Source organism: Pseudovibrio sp. W64 (assembly GCF_001623145.1).
GTDB lineage: Bacteria > Pseudomonadota > Alphaproteobacteria > Rhizobiales > Stappiaceae > Pseudovibrio.
The window spans coordinates 1-19166 of the sequence record NZ_LMCI01000041.1 but is presented as its reverse complement, the minus strand read 5'-3'; the positions used below and the strand labels follow the sequence as shown (position 1 = coordinate 19166).

Below are 19166 nucleotides of genomic sequence, written 5' to 3'. Positions count from 1 at the left end.
ATATCGCAGTTCAACTTCCCAACTCACACCTAAACTTCTTTGTTGGGCCTAGCCTTTGGCAGATGCCAAAATAGCTAGTCCTAAAGATAAAATCCCCAATGCAAGCGATCCAACGGCTATCCATGCCGGTAGACGCACAGCTGGGTCCCGGGATTTCAACCACCAACACAAAGCGCCGATGATACCAATTTTCTTGATCGTAAAATCGTACACTTCATTTTTTGCCACGCCCATTTCATTTCTCACGTCATAAGGCATGGAAATCGATGTCTTGCAGTCCTGGCCAAGTGCTAAAGCCAGTATTCGCTTGCTAGTGTCTTGGCATTCAATCTCAATCACATCGTAACGTTTTGCGTGGTCCCTGTGATCTATGTTAACCCGCACAATCAATCGCCCAACATCATTGCGTAGCGCCTTCACCACCTTTAGTTTTGGCAATTCAATCTCCTTTTGGGACTGATTTCTATTCCCCTATAAAATAGATTCAATTATATGTAACGGCTAGGAAAATTAATGGCTTCCTTTGTCCGCCAATCAAATCTCATATCAATCCTTGATTGAACTACTCGAATGGCCGGTGTTGGCCCAAGCTTCCACGTCGATCTGTTGCCTCCTTTAGGTTTCACACCTGCAGCAAATGCCGGCAATGGGTTATTAGCCACGCAGACAATCAGAAAGAGAAATACTTCGAGGTTGTAATTGACCAAGTCTAGAGTGATTGCCCGCTATAGCCACAGAGTAACTTGCTGAACGGGCCAAAACCGGCCATTGGGGCAACTCAATCAAGGGTTGAGGAAAATTCTTAGAGGGTCTGCTGGGTGCTTTTGTACGTGCCCTGTTATACGCCAGTAGATAATTGATGCAGTTGGTGCTTAGGTATCGAGGTGAGGATTCTAGATTTAGCTTCCTAGTAAACTCTCCAAGCGATATCCTTAATCAAATTTACAATATGTGATTGAAAAATGACGAGCTCTATTAAACCAACTCAGCTGACAAGAGCAGGTTACGAATATCAAGATCTCGTTTGCATCGAGATTCTCCTCAACTGGTATCATGATCCAGAGCGCTATAAATGGATAAAAGTTGAAGGTGAGGTTTTAAAAGATAAGTTAGAAGGGCTAGATGATGTCATCGCATGTAGAAGTGATGACCGATATGAACTCACCCAAGTCAAATTTACTATTGATCCAAGTCGAGAAGATTTGGCGTTAAGCTTGGATTGGCTCTTAAGTAAAAAAAAGAGAGGAACTTCACTAGTTCAAAAGTGGTCTCATGATGTTGCTACCATTCAAGAGCGTGGTGAATTGTACAGCGCATGCCTAAAAACAAATAGAATCCCAGACGACGAACTGCTTAGAAACCTAGAGAATAATAGAATCTCATTCGACAAGCTGTCAGACAACCGACGACAGGAGCTGATTGCTCAGATAGGTGATGAGCAAAAAGTTAGACACTTTTTTGGCTGTTTTGAATTTCATCACAGCCTGAAGACGATAGAGAAATATGATATAGATCTTAAAAGCAATGTAGTTCCCGACCATACTTCAAACGAGGGATGGTATCGCTTTAAAGAAGCTGTAAAAAAATCGGCCCTCAAGCAAAAATTTCCAAGTGATGACGGCGCATTTTATATTTCAGATCTTCGTCGCATATTCCAAACCAACATTACACAGCCACTTTCACAAGAATTTGAAATCCCGATTGGCTACACTCCTCCTTCCGCACAATTTCATGCAGAGATCATAGAAGCTACCTCCCGATGTGGTTGCACGGTTATATCAGGACTACCCGGCACAGGAAAAAGTACATACCTTTCCCATCTTTCTGAAACTTTGACGGAACAAGGTAAGTTTGTAGTTCGACACCATTACTGGCTACAAACTGACAATATTATTGACCGTTTAAATAGTGAAAATGCTCTCAAGTCTCTAATATTACAAATAAAGCAATATCTACCAAACGATGTAGCAGAGCAGGTAACTTTAGACGACAATAATAAAATTGATGTGCAGTTCTCCAACGCTATAACGCAAATTATAGATTATCTGGATCGTGCTGAGCAGAAGTTGATTGTTGTTATTGATGGCTTAGATCATGTGTATCGAGAGCGTTCAAATATTGATCAGTTGGAGCATTTATACAATAGGTTGCATCCGTTCTTAGACCGAATGAGCCTTCTCATTAGTACTCAGCCAGTTAGAGACGAGGCACTACCGAATAAACTGATCGCTGAGATAAAACGTGATGATTGGGCGCAGATTCCAAATATGGATGAAGACTGCGTTCGTACTTGGCTATCAGTCCTGTTTAATAATGGCGAATTCTCATTGGCTAATGAGGGCCAAGATGAGATTGAGAGCATTGCAATTGAGTTGGTTCGGAAGACTAAAGGCTATCCTCTATATCTTATCTATGCACTTCAACAGCTTATCTACACCGATCGTTGTATCAGCCAGTTTGCTGCTTCCCAGTTGGAAGAGGTAAGTAGCGAGGATATAAATACCTACTATAGATCTCTTTGGGGGCGACTAAGTGCTGGAGCGAGGAATATCTTATGTCTTATTGCGGCTACGGATTTCGCCTGGCCAAGCAAACATCATTTATCTCTATGTTATGAAGATACCTTAGATTTTGAGAATGCATTTGCTGAAATTCAACACTTGATAGATTTTTCCAAAGTTGGAGTTCAACCATACCACAACAGTTTGAAAGCTTTCGTTGTTAGAGAACAATACTTTTCCTCGCTTGATCTCTCTTTGCGCAAGAAAATTGATCAATGGCTCGAAAAAGATGCTCCTAGTTATTGGCAATGGGGCTGGCACTGGATTAATTCTGCCAGTCTGGGCAATGCCTTACCATTAATTAATGGCGTGACGAGGGAATGGGTACTAGAAAGTTTCTCTTCAGGCTATTCGTTGGCACATATTGATCATATTATCTCCAAAGCCGAAGAGTATGCATTCAATGATCAGAACTATCCTAAGCTCGTAGATCTGCGCCTAATTCGCATACGGTTGATCAATGGTCCAGAATTTCAAATTCAAAGTTACCCTAGCTTATCAGCGCTTGCTTTACGGCATTCGTCTGAAGACCACGTCTACCTTCTTAAAACAGAAAATTTAAGATCGGCTTCAGACGCTGAACTAGTAGCACTTTCATGGGCCAAAAAAGAAGAATATCCAGGAATTATTTTGAGTTGCTATAATGAAGTTATGAGGCGTTTGCGTGTTTATAGTAAATTCTCATTTGACGGTCAGCAGGACCGTATTCATGATCTAATCAACTGCTGTATAGAAATACTCTCCCATGCAGGTGAAGAGCACATAGATAAATTTTTTAAGTTGCTGACACCAGTAGATAGCAAACACCATTCTGACCTTCTTGATAATTTCCTAGATCATTTAATATCCGCAGGGAATTTCGAAGTTATATTTAACCTCTCAGAGCAGACGATACCAGTTCATTCAAAAGATAAGTTCAACAGAAGTTTTGTAATTTCTTGCTGCTTAGAAGGAATAAATCTTACACATCGCCCTGAAGCTCCAGAATTAGAGCTAAATGCTTTAGGCGCACTTTACTTTTCTCTAGTTTCTGAAGATGTGAAGATTAACAATTCGATTGAATCTAGTAATCAGATATCACACTATGATTTTTTCTTTTGGGAACTATCTAAATTCGCGAATTCATCTTGTGATGATGTTGAAAAGCCAGTCATCATTGGTCATGGAAAAGATGCATTTCTACAGTCCATGAATGCTGCATTCTCATTCTTAGCAAAACAAGTGGCTATAGATCTTAATCGCCGAAAAAAGGTTAACCCACTATCTATTTATGCATATTTTGATGAACTTAAATTCCCTAACCGTCGGGAGATCAGTCATGACGTGTCTATGTTATGGCATACAGCGCAGCATGTATTGAGCAAAATCTCAGTAGATTTATATATAATCGCTCACGCGTGTAATAAATCTATTGAGCTTGATATTAATCAGTTCAGCCAAGTTCACGATTGCAAGTATTGGAATGCTCACGCCTGGCTCCAATGTCTATCTGAGAGATCTGCTGACAGCTTGGTAAAAAGTGAAGTTCTAGAGGTGCTTGTTACTCAGCTTCATAATGATCTTTATCAAAGAAGCGAAAGTACTGGATATCTTGCAAACGATGCTCTTGAGCTCGCTAAGATTGCGAACGGTCTTCGACTTAATACAGTAGTGACGAAAATCATAAAAACTGCCGGCAAACACACATTAGGGTATGGTGAACGCAAGGATACAACGTTTCATGAGCTCTATAAGGCCGTTGAATATTGTGCCGAATTTGAAGTCGGTCATCACAGAGAATGGCTAAGTAGAGTCGCGCCATTCACGATCGGGATGTTTAACTTCACTGAGCGAGAGATACGCCATCTGCCAGAAAAGTTCATCAACTTAATCGCCCAATTTATGCCGGAAAAATTGCCCGCGATTTTAGAGTACCATTTACACGAGCAGGATTGGGCCTGGGTTGATAGCGTTATCTCAGCATACATTAAATACTTCCCATTAAATGCCCCTGCAGATCACTCGATTTTGTGTAGCCTGTTGAATAGAAGCTGGTTAGAGACGCTCAAAGAGCGGTCAGAGAATGATGCTTCTTTAAAGTTCATTTATGATGCTCAGTTAGCTTTCATTGGCGGACATTATTCAGTTTCTGAAGAAAAAGACACTCCGTTTGATAATGGCTATGTGAAATTAAATTACGATCATTTCCCACCAGATAGACTTTCAGAATTAATCGATGCCTTAACAAGTGAACATCGCTTTCTTAATCATGAGCAAGTTGAAGAATGGGCAAAGGTTTGGGCTAATCATGGAAAAGGATTAGATGTCATTCAAGCTTTTCGTAAGGCTTACATAGAGGGGCGTGAAAAAGTTTGGGGTTTAGAGCGATGCCTACCAGCGGTATTTGATATCAGTCATAAACTCCAAGGAAAGAACCAAGCCTTGGAGTGGTGCATCAACGATATAAATGACAACCGTCATTGGTCAAAATGGTCAGGTGCTACATCTGAAGAACAGATCGTAAAATATGCCCGTATTTACAAAAATAGATGGAAAGATATTCTTGCTCAAACTCTGGAAGGTATTCAAGATTTTGGCGATGAAAATGTTTGGAAAGTCGTCCCAACAAGTTCATTGGTATTGTTCTTTCTCAATGTTGATCAGCACGAGCTAGCCATTTCTGTTACCAATGTGATGCTTAGCTCATTAGAGCAAGAAGTTTCTCATTTACCGCTACCTATTCTTGAATGGACGGATGAGAGCTATTCAATAGCAAATGCACCCTACGACATCTTATTGGCCTACTATTTCTGGCCAGATAAGCAAGCTCGGCTTAAATCAGCAAAACAGATTGCAATGCTATTAAAAACTGAAGCTAACTTTAAGGAGCGTTATCTCCTTAAGCTTTCAAAGCTCGACTTGGAAATGGAAATTTGTGACTTCCTATCTATATTAACTCTTTCTGGTGACGTAGGGATTAAGGAAAAAGAAATCAGGGAAGCGATTAAATACCCTTCATATCTCTCTGAATATTACATGGCTAGATTTTTTGGTTCGAGCCAGTTTGAAGACATCGACCTTAAAACAGATTCAGAGGATGCGACACCTATTGAGCAAATCTATAAAAACGGCCTTCCCCAAATGTATGCTTCTCTACTCGAACAGTGTTGTGGAAACGAACACAAAGAAGTCATTCAAAATCAACTTGCTATAGAATGGAATAAGGTCAAGAAACGAGCATATATACCTACCTTTAATCCTCATAGCTTCTGTTCTGAAAAGTACAATGGGAGAGATAACATTGGATGCTCATTATCGTGGCGTGCTGAGGCTGGGTATTTATCTGCATTTCTTAAGACGGTTGAATTTGCTCTAGGAGAAGACATCATTAGTAATGACCAAGCAAGGGAGCTGTCACTACTAACAATCCCTTTCGAGGACTCTTTGGGACGATTGGAGCCATCCCAAAAGCCTGCTTTTTGGCCAATTTTCTCGCACTTTAAGACTGAGAATGGCGGTATAGATGTCGACGCTGTTCTAAATAACATTAGCCTTTCAATGGATAATGAGTTTGTATTGCGCGCTTCAGGGCCGATGAAATGTGATGAAGAGAAATTGGAGGCTGATTTCGAGATAGCATTGATTAATTGTGACACTACCCTATTGGATCAAGCTCAAATTGAAGAATTGTTTCACAATGATTCTTCAGCGCACGGGGCACATGTCACCAAAAAATTATTTTTTGAGCATACCGGTCGATGGCTAACCGATCTGCTAGGCCGGGGCTATTTCCAGCCTGCTTTTTTTATCGGCGTACCTCCGCCTACCCAAGGCTTCAAAGAAGATGCTGTGATTTATGCTGATGCTACAGGTAATGAAATAGTCCAATGGAAATATTGGTTACATCAATGGTTTCCTGCAAGAAAAAGTGAGCTAGGCCCCAATATCGGTACACAACTTAAATGTCATCAAGAAATCATGCACCTAATCAGAGAGAATAGCAGCGGTAACTTTGCTTTGATTGCAAGACTAAAAATCGACGATACAAGATGGGGTAAGGAGAGTAGCCTTGGCGGTTGCTATTATGCATTTAAGTTGATTTAATCAGTTAATACTTAGTGTTCGTTTCTTTCCCAGACACATTGAGTGAGAGGTGTTCTAATAAGTGATACCTCCCTCATAAGACATTAAGCCAGTTCTGATGCATCAATTTTTTCTTAAGAAGTAAGTTGGACCAAGTCGCTCAGAAGTTGAAGTCACAATTAGATTTTGACCGCACTGGATCAAAGTCGAACGGCAGCTAATGGTCTATGCGCCATGCCAAATGCGCAGAAGCCGTAAGCTTCGGTATCCAACTACTCGGCTAACCTTCAGTCCGCAGTTGCGGCACGCTCCATCCCACACCCATCAGTCCATCAGACACGATCATGTGAAAATAATTTATATGTAGCTGGAATATTTCCATAGTTAAATAATCAAACTCCGGTAGGGGAAGGGCTTGGTTTTCTAAGTCGGGCTTCTGGCGTATTTGGCTATATGTTCCCCGAAGCCGGATTAATTTCACAAGAAGGATAGTGATTTGCGTAGTTTGTTTCTGGCTTCAGCGCTAATACTTGGGAGTTTGTATCCCGTCATGGCTCAAGATATTATCAAGGTCGATACCAATAAAGCAGTGCAGGAGACTATGGATGCGATGGAGGCTACCGCAAGGAAGGCAGGGGCAACAATATTTGCTCGTGTTGACCATGCTGCGGGAGCTGAAAAGGTTGGTATGTCCATTCCGGCGAACCAGTTGCTGATTTTCGGTAATCCGGTTCTTGGTACCCCTGCGATGGAGATCGACCCGCGGGCAGGCCTGTACCTGCCACTTAAAGTTCAGGTCTATGAGGATTCCGAGGGTCAGGTCTGGTTGGCTTACGAAGATCCGAAGGAAACAATGAAGGATCTGGATGATGTCGATAAATCACCGGTAATCGAAAAAATGCGTGGTGTTTTGGCGAAGCTGACCTCCAAGGCTGCCAAGTAGTCGAGCTCGATACCAGATCAAGAAATTCAGACTGCTCAGAGTCCTTTAAAGGGCTCTGGGTTTTTTAAAAATGGGTATGCGCAGCTTCGAGGCGAGTGCCCGCTGTAGTCACCATAGCTCTCTCTCTATCTCACCCACCTAATCATCCTTCGCAATCCGTAGCGCCAATGCCAGGTCGTCCTCGCGTTGCTGGAACTCTTTGATCTCGTGTTTCAGGCGTTGGAAGATCGGGAGGTACTTTGTGTTGCCTGCTGCGATGAGGGTGGCAATGACTTTCTGGGCGTTGAGGAGGCGTTCGAGCGTTATCTCCTGCTCCTTGTCAGAGCGCGGCAGGAGGTTGGCGACCGGGAATGGTTGAGGTGCTTTCTTGCGGCGTGGGGCGAGGTCCACTTTAGCCTCCTTACCTGGTTTCGAATGCGGCAAGATGAGCGGCGATGAAATCCGCAGGGACGCTGTGTTTTGCCTCAATCACTGTTTGGTCAAGCGCAGGGGTGAGGAAGAGCAGAGTGGCGGCAAAGCTTGCCAGAACGACCAGCTTCATGGCCTCGCTGAAGAGGAACAGGGGCACGTTGCAGTGATCACTAAAGACGTCATTCTCAATGCTGGTCATGGGTCTGTTCCTTTAGGGTGGGAACTCGAATTGATGATCGTGAGGGACAGGCGGCGCTGCTATGTGTGGCCCATCTGTTTCAGCAGTTTTGTCAGGGAGATTTGTGCATCCACGAAATTTTCGCGCAGTGAATAGATTCGGTTTGCGATGGCGGCTTTCTTGTCGGGAGAGATCTGGAGCATCTCGCGTAGGTCATCGCGGGCAAAGCAGGTGTCGGTCTGCGTTTGGGAACTGACTTCAAGAGCCTCAAAGCCAATCTCGACTGCGGATTTCACAGGGCGTGATGGGGTGGTTTTACGGCTTCCGGGAAACTGGATGACTTGAGCACTGGGCATCTGGATCTCCAAAAAAACGAGTAGTTGATGGAGAGAATGTAAATTCAAATAATTTGAACTGTCAATATAAAATTCAAATAATTTGAATATTTTTGTCGTAAGCCTAGCTTCGAAGGTGGTGCTTCAGTAAGGTTGGCGCTCGCTTGTTCGTTTCTGTGTTGAATAACTTGAGAGGTGATCAGAGTAAAGGGTGGGAAGCTCGGGATTGCTTGTCTTTTCCGGATGAGGGCTGTTTGGCTAGTTGTGAGGCCTGTGCAGCTGAGGGCGTTGTTTTATCGCCTTTTTCTAGCTTTGCGGAAGCGGCATTTGCAGATCAGCCCGTTAGCCTCTTGCGCGTGTGAGGGGGTGGGGGTGGTGCGGAGTTAGTGAGTTTGTTTTGGGGGAGGTTGACGCAAGGGGCTCACAAATGTGTATGCTGCTCGGACTACTACATGAGCTAAAAGCTCTCATTGTGTGGAGCTGGTGAGGAAGAGGTGGCGTTGCAGGGTTTTGCTGCGTTTTTATTGTTTAGATCTTTTGTGTGAAAGAGTGCTGACGATGAATAAGGAGCAGAGGTTAGATCTATTGATGCGAGTGGCTTATGATGCTGACTTGTCGATGGATATGCTGGAGGTGTTGTCTAGGGATCTTGATGCCCAGGCGCTTCGCATATTTTGTGGCAATGTCTCAACTCTGCCTAAGTATAAGAAATCAAGAGATGTTCCGTATCGTGCATTTATCTGAAGTGCTCCATCCAATGAAAGGCGGTTGGTCGCACTTTCCCAGTTGCTCAACTGAGATGGGCTTGCATTGATGCTTGCGGCAAACTCTTGTTTTTTTAAGCCGGTATATTCTCGCAGCCAAACCAAGCGGTTGGCAATGCTTTCTGGGGATGTGATCTCATTAAATGTCATGGCTTGAAGTTCTCATATTTCAAATAAATTGAAAAACATAAAAATTTGACCTTGCAAAAGTTCAATTAATTTGAAATTCTATTGTCATGGATACCGCAAAAACCATCGTTATTGAACTAGGAAGAGATCGTATACAGCAAGATCTTGGCGTTAAGCCGAGTGCTGTCGCTATGGCTATTCATAATGACCGCTTTCCGGCTGCTTGGTTTGATGTTCTTGAGGAACTCGCTAGGGACAAGGGACGGTCTCTTCCTCGTTCTTTGTTCAACTGGAAAAGAGCGCAAACTTCCTCTGAACAGAGAGGGCTGTGTCATGCCTCGTCTGATTGACGCATTCAGCTTGAGAGGAGGCCTTAGTCTTCATCTGTGTGAGAGCAGCTGATTAGCTGGCGCATCACTCAGCTGCTCTCACTTTTGCTTTGTCGTTGAGAACATGATGATTGCGAATTGTTGTTTTTAGTTGCCCACGCTGTCAGGTTTTTGTTCTCGCCTATCAACATATGGCCTGATCCTCAATGGGTCATTGGGCTTCTGGAAGGGATCGGGTACCTATGAGTTTTTCCAGAACGAACAACGGGCGCAAAGTCTGGATCTGTCGTCAGACCAGAGAGTTGATCAAAGCTTTTGGTGGGCAGGAGTGCACTGCTGCCTTTCTGGAACTTGGCCTGACCACCATCAAAAAATGGCCTGATGTGAATGAGGCTGGCAACATCACTTTGATGAGCCTGGTGAAGCTGGAAGAAGAGCTGGTCTCCATCGGCAGTGATCCGGTGTTCACGCTCGCGCACTTGCGAGCGCTTGGCTACATCACCACCAAACTGGACGCAAAAACCAGCAAAACCCCGGCTGCCTGTGCTCTTGATATGGTTCAGGCGGCCTGTGATGCCATCAAAGCCGCCTCGGAAGCCGCTGCTGATTGGGAGATCACCCCAGCCGAACACAACCGCATCGTCGGCATGTTCGAAGCCGCCCAAAAGGAATACGCCAAATACCTCTCAGCCTACAAATCCTCCGTCTCTGACAGTGTTGGAGAGGGATGAGCGTTTTGTGACTTTGAGTATCTCAGTCATTTCACATGATGTGTTCTTCAAGGAGCACACCTGAAAATGGAGGGACGTAATGAACGCGACTTTAGCCCTTGAAAGCCAAGCAGATCGCCCGCGTATCTCGTTTGTGCCTGCGGCGGTTTATGCGGATCAAAGCCTGATGCCACGTGACCGTGATGTGCTGGGTGTTCTGTGTTCCTCTACCGACAGAAACGGAATCTGCTATCGCTCTCAAGTGAAGATTGCGGAGCTGTTGGGTGTGGCGCGATCTACGGTGTATCGGGCCATCAGCCGGTTGATGGCATCAGGTTGGCTTGAGCGCAACGCGGGCCAACGCCCTGATGGCGGGCGCTGCTCCTACACTTATCGGGTCATCAATAAAGACATGCCGATACCGGAGCAGATGGACCTGTTTGCTGCCGATATTGAAGACGGGCATGTATCTGCAGACTGTTGCACAGACGGGCAGGGGATGCCCGCCCAGACGGGCAGCTATAATAACTTGTCTTTAAAAACTTCTGATGTTGATGACGAAGCGGCTGCGAGTGGGGCTGTTGAGGTAAATTCCATGCCTCCAGTTGCTGGCGTGTTGCAGCAAAGCGAGGCAGCACGGCGGTATATGCGCGGAGTTGCCGCTCTGCTTACCTCAGTGGGGCTTGATGTTGAGGAACTGCGGGGCGGTGCCAACCCTGCCATCGGCTGGTTTGTGCGTGGCTGTGACCTGGAGCAGGACGTAGTCACAGCGGTACGCGAGGTTGCTGGACGGGCTCCCGGCCTGATCCATTCGCTGAATTACTTCACCGGAGCGGTGCTTTCTGCGCACAAGGCGCGGCTGGAAGTCTCGAAAATCTATGGCAAATACCAGCGGTTGGGCGAGAAAGCTGCACGGCAACGGGCGCAGCGGGAAGAGCTTGAGCGGGAGAGTTGCCGGGAGGTGATTGCCGAGCTTGAAGCGGAGTACGCCCGATGACAGAGCTCGACGAAAAGTCCCTTGAAGATTGTTATGCCGATGTGATGCACTTCTTCGTCAAACCGCTCTCAGGTAAGTTCACCATGGTTCCCGGTGAAGAAAAGAAACCTTATTTTGACATGCTGTGCAAACAGTTAGGCGGGTTCGAGGTTGAGACGCTCGAGCTTGCTTCAACCAAGATTGCACGGGAGGTTTCCGGGCGTAGATGGCCGGATTATGCGGTTGCTATCGCTGCATGCAAAGCGGTGATGGGTGTGAAGCCCGTACGCAAACGGCGGGGTGGTCGCCGCTATAGCCTGCCCACTGATGCGGTGATGCGCATCCTTCTGGCTGATGGCAAAGCGCAGACGTTAGAGGCTTGCAACGGAGACTGGATTTCCGTGCTGTTTGATTTCGTAAAAACCAAGCACAGGTTTCCCTCTGATCGCGAGATTGAAGGACTGATTGTTGAGGTGCAATCGCGAGAAGCTCGCCTGAAAACACAGCGCATGGAAGCGTTGAAGGTGCTTTATGGCGAGACAGGATGCACAGAGCGACCTTTGCCTGATCGTCATCCCGTTTAGATGATGATCAATGCCTTTGCCAAACGACGTATGGATCTCTGTAACGCTGTTTTTCTGGAAGTTTACGGTTGCGATGTCGCAACGCTGGCTGCTGATGATGGAGGGCAAACCTATGCCACTGCATAGATTGAATGAGGAACGTGATGTGCTCCATTTGGCAAGCTCTCCCGAGGTGGCAAAGCCTGCTAATGAGGCTCCAGTTGCTCGCAATAGTGATACGCATACAGCGACTAAGACGCGGGATTGGTTGTTGGTTGCGTCAAAGTCCGGCGGGGTTCAGGGATGAACCAGGCACCGAATGCAGGCAACAGGGCGTTGGAGCAGGATTACAACTTGCTTCGAGCTCTCATCAAGCAGGCGCCCCTTGAGTGGGTCGTGGTGCAGACGAACCCCAACTGTGAGGATCGGGCGAAGGCAAGCGTTGCGGCGACAGGTGCGGTGGCTTACCTGCCCATGCTTCCCAAACGAAAGAAGGTGAAGCGGTCGGCGCAAATGCTGGACGTGAGCGCTCCCATGTTTCCCCGGTATCTGTTCGTTGGACTGGATGTTATCGGCGGTCAGTCCTGTGATCAGGTGCGCATTTGCGATGGTGTGGAAAAAATTCTTGCTGCAACCAAAGATGCGGCTTCACACCGTGTTCCCATAGCTGAGATGTTACGTATGCTCGATGCCTCGTGTGAAGCGCAGATTGGCAGAAAGAACTTGCATGGCCAGCTCTTTAGTATCGGCTGTGGTGTCGTTCTGACTGCTGGATCCGGTGCTCTTCTGAAGGGGGTTGTGAGAGAAGTATCTGATGGTGGTCAGTCCTTGAGAGTGGACGTTGAAGCCTTTGGCCGAACCACAAAAGCAACAGTGACAGTTGACAAAGTGGCGCCGCGTTAACCATCATGCATATCAGGATGATCCCGTGGATCTCCGGGGCCTGAGCGGTTAGGAGCCGCTATACCAAACAGAGCGACCTGGACACGAGACCCAGTCAACGTAAGACGCTGAGAAGCGGAGTTGGCGCGAAGAGTTTCTATGGATTTTTGGAGCACGTGCAAAGTGCAATTAACTGGTTCGCTGAGAGGCGGACCTTTTTTCTGTTTAGGTTTCTGGCTTTGCCCCTCAAGTCGATCACTCCCCGCTTGAACACATTGGGCCCAACGTTGCGCAAAGCACCAAAGGCGGTTGATCCGTTTTATCTCACACCTGAATGGAAGGCGCTCGCCAGGTACATCAAGCAACAGCGCGGCTGTGTCTGCGAGATGTGCGGCAAGGACTTCTCGAAGCTGCAACATAAGCTGATCGCCGATCACATCGTTGAGCGTAAAGACGGTGGTGCGGATCTCGACCCATCCAACCTCCAATGCCTTTGCACGTGGTGCCATAACCGGAAGACTGCGCAGGCTCAGAAGATGCGATGCCAAGGCGTTGATTGATAACGGAAGTGGGGGGTGGGGTAAAAGTCCGGGGGCTGAATTGCCCTTACCCACCCCGATATAACTGAGAGATTTTTTTTTGGCCGACTTCGATTTTGACCTGCTAGGCGATCCAATCCCTGAGGGATTTGGAAAACGAGGGCGTCCACCTCATATGGTGAGTGATGAAAAGCGTAGACTTGTCATGCAGTTACTCGCTTTCGAAAAAACTCAGGATGAAATTGCTGCAGCTTTAGGGATTACAGCTCCCACTTTGCGCAAGAATTATTTTCGTCAGCTCAAAGCCAGGGATGAAGCTCGGGAGAGGGTTGAGGCCAAGCTTCTGGGTAAGCTCATGGACCAGGCCGAAGCCGGGAAGGTGTCAGCGATTAAGGAAATCTTCTCCCGGCTTGAGAACTCTGATCGTGACAAGCTGGCGGAAGCGATTGCCAACCGTGGAAAGAGTGTTCCTGCGGCATCTGAAAAAACGCTCGGCAAAAAAGAAGAGCGAAAGAAAACTGCAGAAGATTATGCCGGAAAGTTTGCACCGCCCCAGGCCCCCCAGCTGATCAACTAAGAAAGAACTGTCTTGAAAATTCAGCACTGGTCAACTGCCTGCGTGGATTGGGAAGAGCGGATCGTTCAAGGGAAATCTCTCATCCCCTTTGGTCCGTTGTTCACTGCTGAAGCCGAAGCAGCTTTGAACGTCTTCAAGTCGCTCAAGGTGGTTGATGTTCCTGGCATGCCGACATTTGGTGAGTGCAGTGACCAGTGGGTGTTTGATTTTGTTGGTGCGATCTTTGGCGCCTATGATGCGGAACAAGGGCAGAGGTTGATCAGTGAGTTTTTGCTCCTGATCTCGAAGAAAAACGCCAAGTCCACTATTGCAGCAGGGATCATGGTGACAGCGCTCATTCGCAATTGGCGTCACCTCAACGAGCTGTTGCTATTGGCTCCAACCATTGAGGTGGCCAACAACTGTTTTGAGCCAGCTGCTGCGATGGTCTCCTATGATCCGGAACTCAAAAAAATCCTCAAAGTGACTACGCACCTGCGAGCAATCAAACACGAGACCACAAACTCAAACCTCAAGATTGTAGCTGCTGACAGCGACACGCTATCTGGCAAAAAAGCTGGCTTCGTTCTGGTTGATGAGTTGTGGTTGTTTGGCAAGAAGCCAAAGGCGACGGCCATGCTGCAGGAGGCCACTGGCGGATTGATTGCCCGTCCTGAAGGATTTGTTGTTTATCTGACTACGCATTCCGATGAGCCTCCAGCAGGGGTCTGGAAAAGCAAACTTGAGTATTACCGTGATGTGCGTGATGGCAAGATTGATGATCCTGAACGGTTAGGAGTTCTCTATGAGTTCCCGAAAAAGATGCTCAAGAATAAGGACTATCTAAAGCCTGAGAACTTCTACATCACCAACCCCAATCTCGGGCGCTCGGTGCGTAAGAGCTGGCTGGAATCCAAACTGCGCGAGGCGATGGATGGCACTGGTGAAGAGGACAAACAAAGCTTTCTTGCCAAACATCTGAACGTTCCGATTGGCATGAACCTGCGACGGGATCGGTGGGCTGGGACTGATCATTGGCAGGCTGCTGAATTCACTGTCATCCGTGATTTTGAAGAGTTTCTGGATCGATGTGAAGTTGTGACTGCTGGTGTTGATGGTGGTGGACTGGATGACCTTCTCGGGCTTTGCTTTATTGGGCGCGAAAAAGAGAGCGAGAAAAGCAGATGGCTGCTTTGGGCTTGTGGGTGCTGCCACAAGAGCGTGCTGGAAAAGCGCAAGCAGATCGCGACAGCTCTTCAGGATTTCGAGAAAGATGGCGACCTGTTCATCTGTACTGAATTTGCAGACGATATTCCGATTGTCGCTGACTTCATTGAGCAAGTTCTGGATCGTGGTCTATTCCCGAAAGAGAATGCAATCGGGCTGGATCCGGTCGGGGTTGCTGCAATCGTAGATGAGTTGATTGAGCGTGAGGTCAAGCCAGAGCAGCTCGTTGGTGTGCCTCAAGGCTATAAGCTTTCTGGAGTTACCAAAGGTATGGCGCGAAAGCTCGCAGATAAGTCTCTTGCTCATGGCGGCTCGCGAATGATGGCGTGGTGTGTTTCCAATGCCAAAACTGAAAAACGCGGCAATGCCGACTATGTGACCAAACAAGCATCCGGCTACATGAAGATTGATCCGCTCACAGCAGCGTTCAACGCGTTTGATCTTATGAGCCGCCATCCAGAGGCCGAAGGTAATGGCCTGGACGATTTCCTCAGCAATCCGGTGATGGTTATATGATCAGGTTTCTTAAGGCAGCGGCTCGTGGCATCAGGCAAGAGTTGCAGGCAGGCCAGTCTGGATGGATCAACCTCAATGGTGGAGATGCCTGGTCTGCGGGCGGTCATTCCTCTTCTGCCGGAAAATCAGTGAATGCATCGACGGCAATGACTGTTTCTGCTGTCTGGGATTGTGTACGTAAAACCTCGCAAGTCCTCTCCACATTGCCTTTGGCTCTGTATGAAAAGGGTGAGGGTGATAGCAGGATCAAAATTGAGGAGGACTTATCCTCAATCCTATCTGAAAGCCCAAATCGCGAGCAAACAGCCGTTGAGTTTTGGGAGGGAATGACTGCGCATATGACACTGCGCGGCAATGCGTTTGCAGAGAAGCTATTTGTGGGGAAAGGGCTGGTTGGTCTGCGTCCTTTGCTCAATGTTACTCCCAAGCGAAAAGCAAATGGCGAGCTGGAGTATAACGTCCGTGATCGAGGTAAGTTCACTAACTTGCCTGCTGACAAAGTGTTTCATCTTCGTGGTTTTGGAGGTGGTGACGGTCTTGGCATGTCGGCGATCAAGTATGGGGCGAATTCTATTGGTGCTGCTTTAGCTGCAGATGATACGGCAGGCAGTGTATTTTCAAATTCCATGATGGCTGCAGGTGTTTTGACCTCCGATCAAAAGCTCACTGCAGAGCAGCGGACCCAACTTCAGACATTGCTGGAAAAATTCATTGGATCGAGCAAAGCGGGCAAAACCCTTACGCTGGAATCTGGCCTCAAGTTTCAACAACTCCAGTTGAACCCTGAAGATGCGCAGCTTTTAGAAACACGGCGCTTTAGCGTTGAAGATGTTTGCAGGTGGTTCGGTGTTCCACCGATTGTGATCGGGCATTCAGCAGATGGCCAGACCATGTGGGGCAGTGGTGTTGAAGCGGTGATGTTGTCCTGGCTCTCGCTTGGTATCAATCCGCTACTTATCAAAAATGAAGCGCGTATCCTGAAAGATCTCATTCCCGTTGAAAAACGTGGGCGCTGGTACGTGGAATATAACCGCGAAGCCATGTTGCAAATGGACAGTAAGGCCAAGGGCGATTTCCTTCTCAAAATGCGGATGGGCGGTTTCATGTCTGGTGATGAGGGCCGCGACAAGCTCAATCTGCCACGACGTGGTGGCAACAGTGATGAGCTGGTGGTTCAAACCTCTATGGGATTGGTGGACTTGCTTGGAAAGGAAGACAAATGAGCCTTCGTAATTTGCCAACTGTGCCTTTGTCCGGACGGCAAGGTCTTCAAAGTACGATTACTGATAGTGTTTTGCAGCGGTGGAATCCTGACCTGAAAGTGGCGAGTAGTTCAGAAAATGAGAACTCTATCTCCATCCTTGATCCCATTGGGGAGAGCTGGATGTATGACGGCGTTACAGCAAAGCGAATTGCTGCAGCTCTTCGAAACATTGGCGAGAAGGATGTTGTTGTTTCGATCAACTCCCCAGGCGGGGACTTCTTCGAAGGGTTGGCCATCTATAACTTGCTGCGTGAGCACAAAGCCAAGGTGACGGTGAAAGTGCTGGGACTTGCGGCCTCTTCAGCCTCTATCATTGCTATGGCAGCTGATGAAATTCAGATTGGTCGAGCTGCATTCTTCATGATCCATAACACCTGGGTGTGTGCATGTGGTGATCGCCATGCTTTCCGTGAGGTTTCCGACTGGCTTGAGCCGTTCGATGCTGCGGCTGTGAGCATCTATCATGCAAGGACCAGTATCTTGGAAAAAGAACTGGAAGCCCAGCTTGATAAAGAGACTTGGATAAATGGTGAGAGTGCCGTTGAACAAGGTTTTGCAGATGCCTTACTAGCTGCTGACGAAGCAATAAATGAACCAACACAGGTCTCTCGCAAACCGTCGCCGAATGCAGCGCAAAAAGAACTCGATATTCTCCTGGTACGGCTCAACATTCCAAAATCAAAACGTCGCTCATTGTGCGCGGCTTTGAAAGGGAGCACGTCTGGCGCTGCTCCAAACGGCACGTCTGGCGCTGCCGTTCATCCAGGAGTGAAAGACCTCCTCGACAAGATTAATTCCATCTAATCGGAGAAGTTTGATGAAGAAGGCACTTATGCCCGCCATTTGCTTGGCGGCACTCGCTTTTGCACGTCCTGATGCTGTTGTTGGCTCGGTTCGAAATGACACTATGACCACTGAAGCGCTGCTGGAAAAAGTCAATCAGAAGCTTGATGAGGTTACTGCTAAAGTAAAATCTACAGCAGAGGATGCTCTCAATCAGGCTAAGAAATCAGGCGAGGTTTCGCAGGAAACCAAAGAGAAAGCTGACAAGCTTTTGACTGAGCAGACGGCTTTGAGCAACTCGGTCACTGAGCTGAAAAACTCGCTGGAAGGCATCAAGAGCCAGACGCTGGAGATCTCACAGCAGGTGGCTGAGGGGATCGGCAGCGGCGGTTCTGCTCCGGTGATGACACTTGGTCAGGCATTCGTGGCGGAAGATGAACGGATCAAGGCGTTTGCCGATGGTGGTGCTCGAGGCAATCTGCGAGTTACCGTCTCGAATGCAATCACCACTGCTGCAGGCTCGGCTGGTGGTTTGATCTACCATGAAGAAGAGCGTGATCCGATCCGCATGCCACGGCGTCGCTTGCTTATCCGGGATCTGCTGACCAAGGGCAAAACCAGTTCTGATCTGGTGAAGTACCGCAAGCAGGTAGTTCGTGACAATAAGGCGGCTATGGTTGCCGAAGAGGGGACAATGCCGGAATCCAGCTTTGGTTGGGAGAAGGCGACCTCTGAAGTCAAAAAGATTGCCCATGTCACCAATATCACAGAGGAAGCTCTGGCAGATTCCGACTTCCTGCAAACGGAGATCGATTCAGAGCTTCGCTATGGTCTGGATCTGGAAGAAGAAAAGCAGATCCTTGCTGGTGATGGACAGGGGGAAAACCTGAAGGGGCTTTTGACAGAGGCTGTGGCATTTGCTGCTGCTAATGGCCTACCTAATGCCACGCGAATTGATCGTCTGCGTCTTGCCATATTGCAGGTCGCATTAGCGGATTACGTTGCAACTTCCTTCGTCATGAACCCGACTGATTGGGCCGCAATTGACCTCCTGAAAGATGATCAGAAACGATACATCTTCGGCAACCCAGGCTCAATGAGCACTCCAATGCTCTGGGGTAAGGATGTGGTGGAATCCAATACCATGTCAGCCGGTGAATGGTTGACTGGCGATCTGGCGATGGCGGGAACTTATTATGACCGTCAGGAAACTGAAGTGCTCATTTCTTCCGAGCACGACACCAACTTCATTGAAGACATGCTGACCATGAAGGGTCGTAAACGGGTTGCTCTGGCGATCAAACGTGCTGCGGCGATGGTGAAGGGCAACTTCGTCTTCGCGTAATCCGAATAACCGAGGCCACCAACTGGCTCTGCGATCTTCTGATTGCAGAGCCTTTTTCAGGAGAATGAGCATGTACCTCAAAGTGAACTCAAC

The 19166-nt window shown here is 47.5% G+C and carries 18 protein-coding genes; 13 read left to right on the top strand and 5 right to left on the bottom strand.

The features are described 5' to 3' along the window. Positions 1–48: 48 nt before the first annotated feature. Positions 49–438: a hypothetical protein gene (locus tag PsW64_RS23565; protein ID WP_063305202.1), complete on the bottom strand. Its 390-nt coding sequence runs from the start codon at positions 436–438 to the stop codon at positions 49–51. Positions 439–962: 524 nt separating this feature from the next. On the opposite strand from PsW64_RS23565, the gene PsW64_RS23560 reads away from it, so the two are divergent. Together PsW64_RS23560 and PsW64_RS23555 are read left to right on the top strand one after the other, a co-directional pair. Next, positions 963–6644: an ATP-binding protein gene (locus tag PsW64_RS23560; protein ID WP_063305201.1), complete on the top strand. Its 5682-nt coding sequence runs from the start codon at positions 963–965 to the stop codon at positions 6642–6644. Positions 6645–7173: 529 nt separating this feature from the next. Beyond that, positions 7174–7566: a DUF302 domain-containing protein gene (locus tag PsW64_RS23555; protein WP_063305200.1), complete on the top strand. Its 393-nt coding sequence runs from the start codon at positions 7174–7176 to the stop codon at positions 7564–7566. Positions 7567–7704: 138 nt separating this feature from the next. Here the strand turns inward: PsW64_RS23555 and PsW64_RS23550 are convergent, their stop codons facing one another. From PsW64_RS23550 to PsW64_RS23535, 4 genes are all read right to left on the bottom strand, one after another. Next, positions 7705–7956, bottom strand: coding sequence for a hypothetical protein (locus PsW64_RS23550; RefSeq protein ID WP_063289257.1), 252 nt, complete (start codon positions 7954–7956; stop codon positions 7705–7707). Positions 7957–7966: 10 nt separating this feature from the next. Next, positions 7967–8176 carry a hypothetical protein gene (locus PsW64_RS23545; protein ID WP_063305199.1) on the bottom strand — a complete coding sequence of 70 codons (210 nt, stop codon included), beginning with the start codon at positions 8174–8176 and terminating at the stop codon, positions 7967–7969. Positions 8177–8235: 59 nt separating this feature from the next. Next, positions 8236–8511, bottom strand: coding sequence for a hypothetical protein (locus PsW64_RS23540; RefSeq protein ID WP_063305198.1), 276 nt, complete (start codon positions 8509–8511; stop codon positions 8236–8238). Positions 8512–9089: 578 nt separating this feature from the next. Then, complete coding sequence (locus tag PsW64_RS23535; RefSeq protein WP_063305197.1) at positions 9090–9404, bottom strand: helix-turn-helix domain-containing protein; 315 nt, start codon at positions 9402–9404, stop codon at positions 9090–9092. A gap of 550 nt (positions 9405–9954) precedes the next feature. On the opposite strand from PsW64_RS23535, the gene PsW64_RS23525 reads away from it, so the two are divergent. The 11 genes from PsW64_RS23525 to PsW64_RS23480 all read left to right on the top strand — a co-directional run bounded on the left by PsW64_RS23525 (position 9955) and on the right by PsW64_RS23480 (position 19073). Then, the gene (locus PsW64_RS23525) at positions 9955–10443 is read left to right on the top strand and encodes a hypothetical protein (protein ID WP_057465635.1); all 489 of its coding nucleotides are present in this window, start codon (positions 9955–9957) and stop codon (positions 10441–10443) included. Between the two features lie 79 nt (positions 10444–10522). Continuing rightward, positions 10523–11419, top strand: coding sequence for a helix-turn-helix domain-containing protein (locus PsW64_RS23520; RefSeq protein ID WP_063305195.1), 897 nt, complete (start codon positions 10523–10525; stop codon positions 11417–11419). Then, the gene (locus PsW64_RS23515) at positions 11416–11982 is read left to right on the top strand and encodes a hypothetical protein (protein WP_063305194.1); all 567 of its coding nucleotides are present in this window, start codon (positions 11416–11418) and stop codon (positions 11980–11982) included. Before PsW64_RS23520 ends, PsW64_RS23515 begins: the two co-directional genes overlap by 4 nt. A gap of 10 nt (positions 11983–11992) precedes the next feature. Continuing rightward, positions 11993–12268: a hypothetical protein gene (locus PsW64_RS27455; protein WP_153042420.1), complete on the top strand. Its 276-nt coding sequence runs from the start codon at positions 11993–11995 to the stop codon at positions 12266–12268. After that, entirely contained in the window at positions 12265–12864 is a 600-nt protein-coding gene (locus tag PsW64_RS23510) for a transcription termination/antitermination NusG family protein (protein ID WP_063305193.1), read from the top strand. Before PsW64_RS27455 ends, PsW64_RS23510 begins: the two co-directional genes overlap by 4 nt. A gap of 365 nt (positions 12865–13229) precedes the next feature. Beyond that, positions 13230–13403, top strand: a complete 174-nt coding sequence (locus PsW64_RS28045) for an HNH endonuclease (RefSeq protein WP_153042423.1) — start codon at positions 13230–13232, stop codon at positions 13401–13403. Between the two features lie 154 nt (positions 13404–13557). Further along, the gene (locus PsW64_RS23500; RefSeq protein WP_063305191.1) at positions 13558–13959 is read left to right on the top strand and encodes a hypothetical protein; all 402 of its coding nucleotides are present in this window, start codon (positions 13558–13560) and stop codon (positions 13957–13959) included. 12 nt (positions 13960–13971) lie between these two features. Continuing rightward, the gene (locus PsW64_RS23495; RefSeq protein WP_063305190.1) at positions 13972–15681 is read left to right on the top strand and encodes a terminase large subunit domain-containing protein; all 1710 of its coding nucleotides are present in this window, start codon (positions 13972–13974) and stop codon (positions 15679–15681) included. Next, positions 15678–16904, top strand: coding sequence for a phage portal protein (locus PsW64_RS23490; RefSeq protein ID WP_063305189.1), 1227 nt, complete (start codon positions 15678–15680; stop codon positions 16902–16904). Before PsW64_RS23495 ends, PsW64_RS23490 begins: the two co-directional genes overlap by 4 nt. Continuing rightward, positions 16901–17749, top strand: a complete 849-nt coding sequence (locus PsW64_RS23485) for a head maturation protease, ClpP-related (protein WP_063305188.1) — start codon at positions 16901–16903, stop codon at positions 17747–17749. The genes PsW64_RS23490 and PsW64_RS23485 overlap by 4 nt, the downstream gene beginning before the upstream one ends. Positions 17750–17762: 13 nt before the next feature. Beyond that, complete coding sequence (locus PsW64_RS23480) at positions 17763–19073, top strand: phage major capsid protein (RefSeq protein WP_063305187.1); 1311 nt, start codon at positions 17763–17765, stop codon at positions 19071–19073. Positions 19074–19166 lie beyond the last annotated feature (93 nt).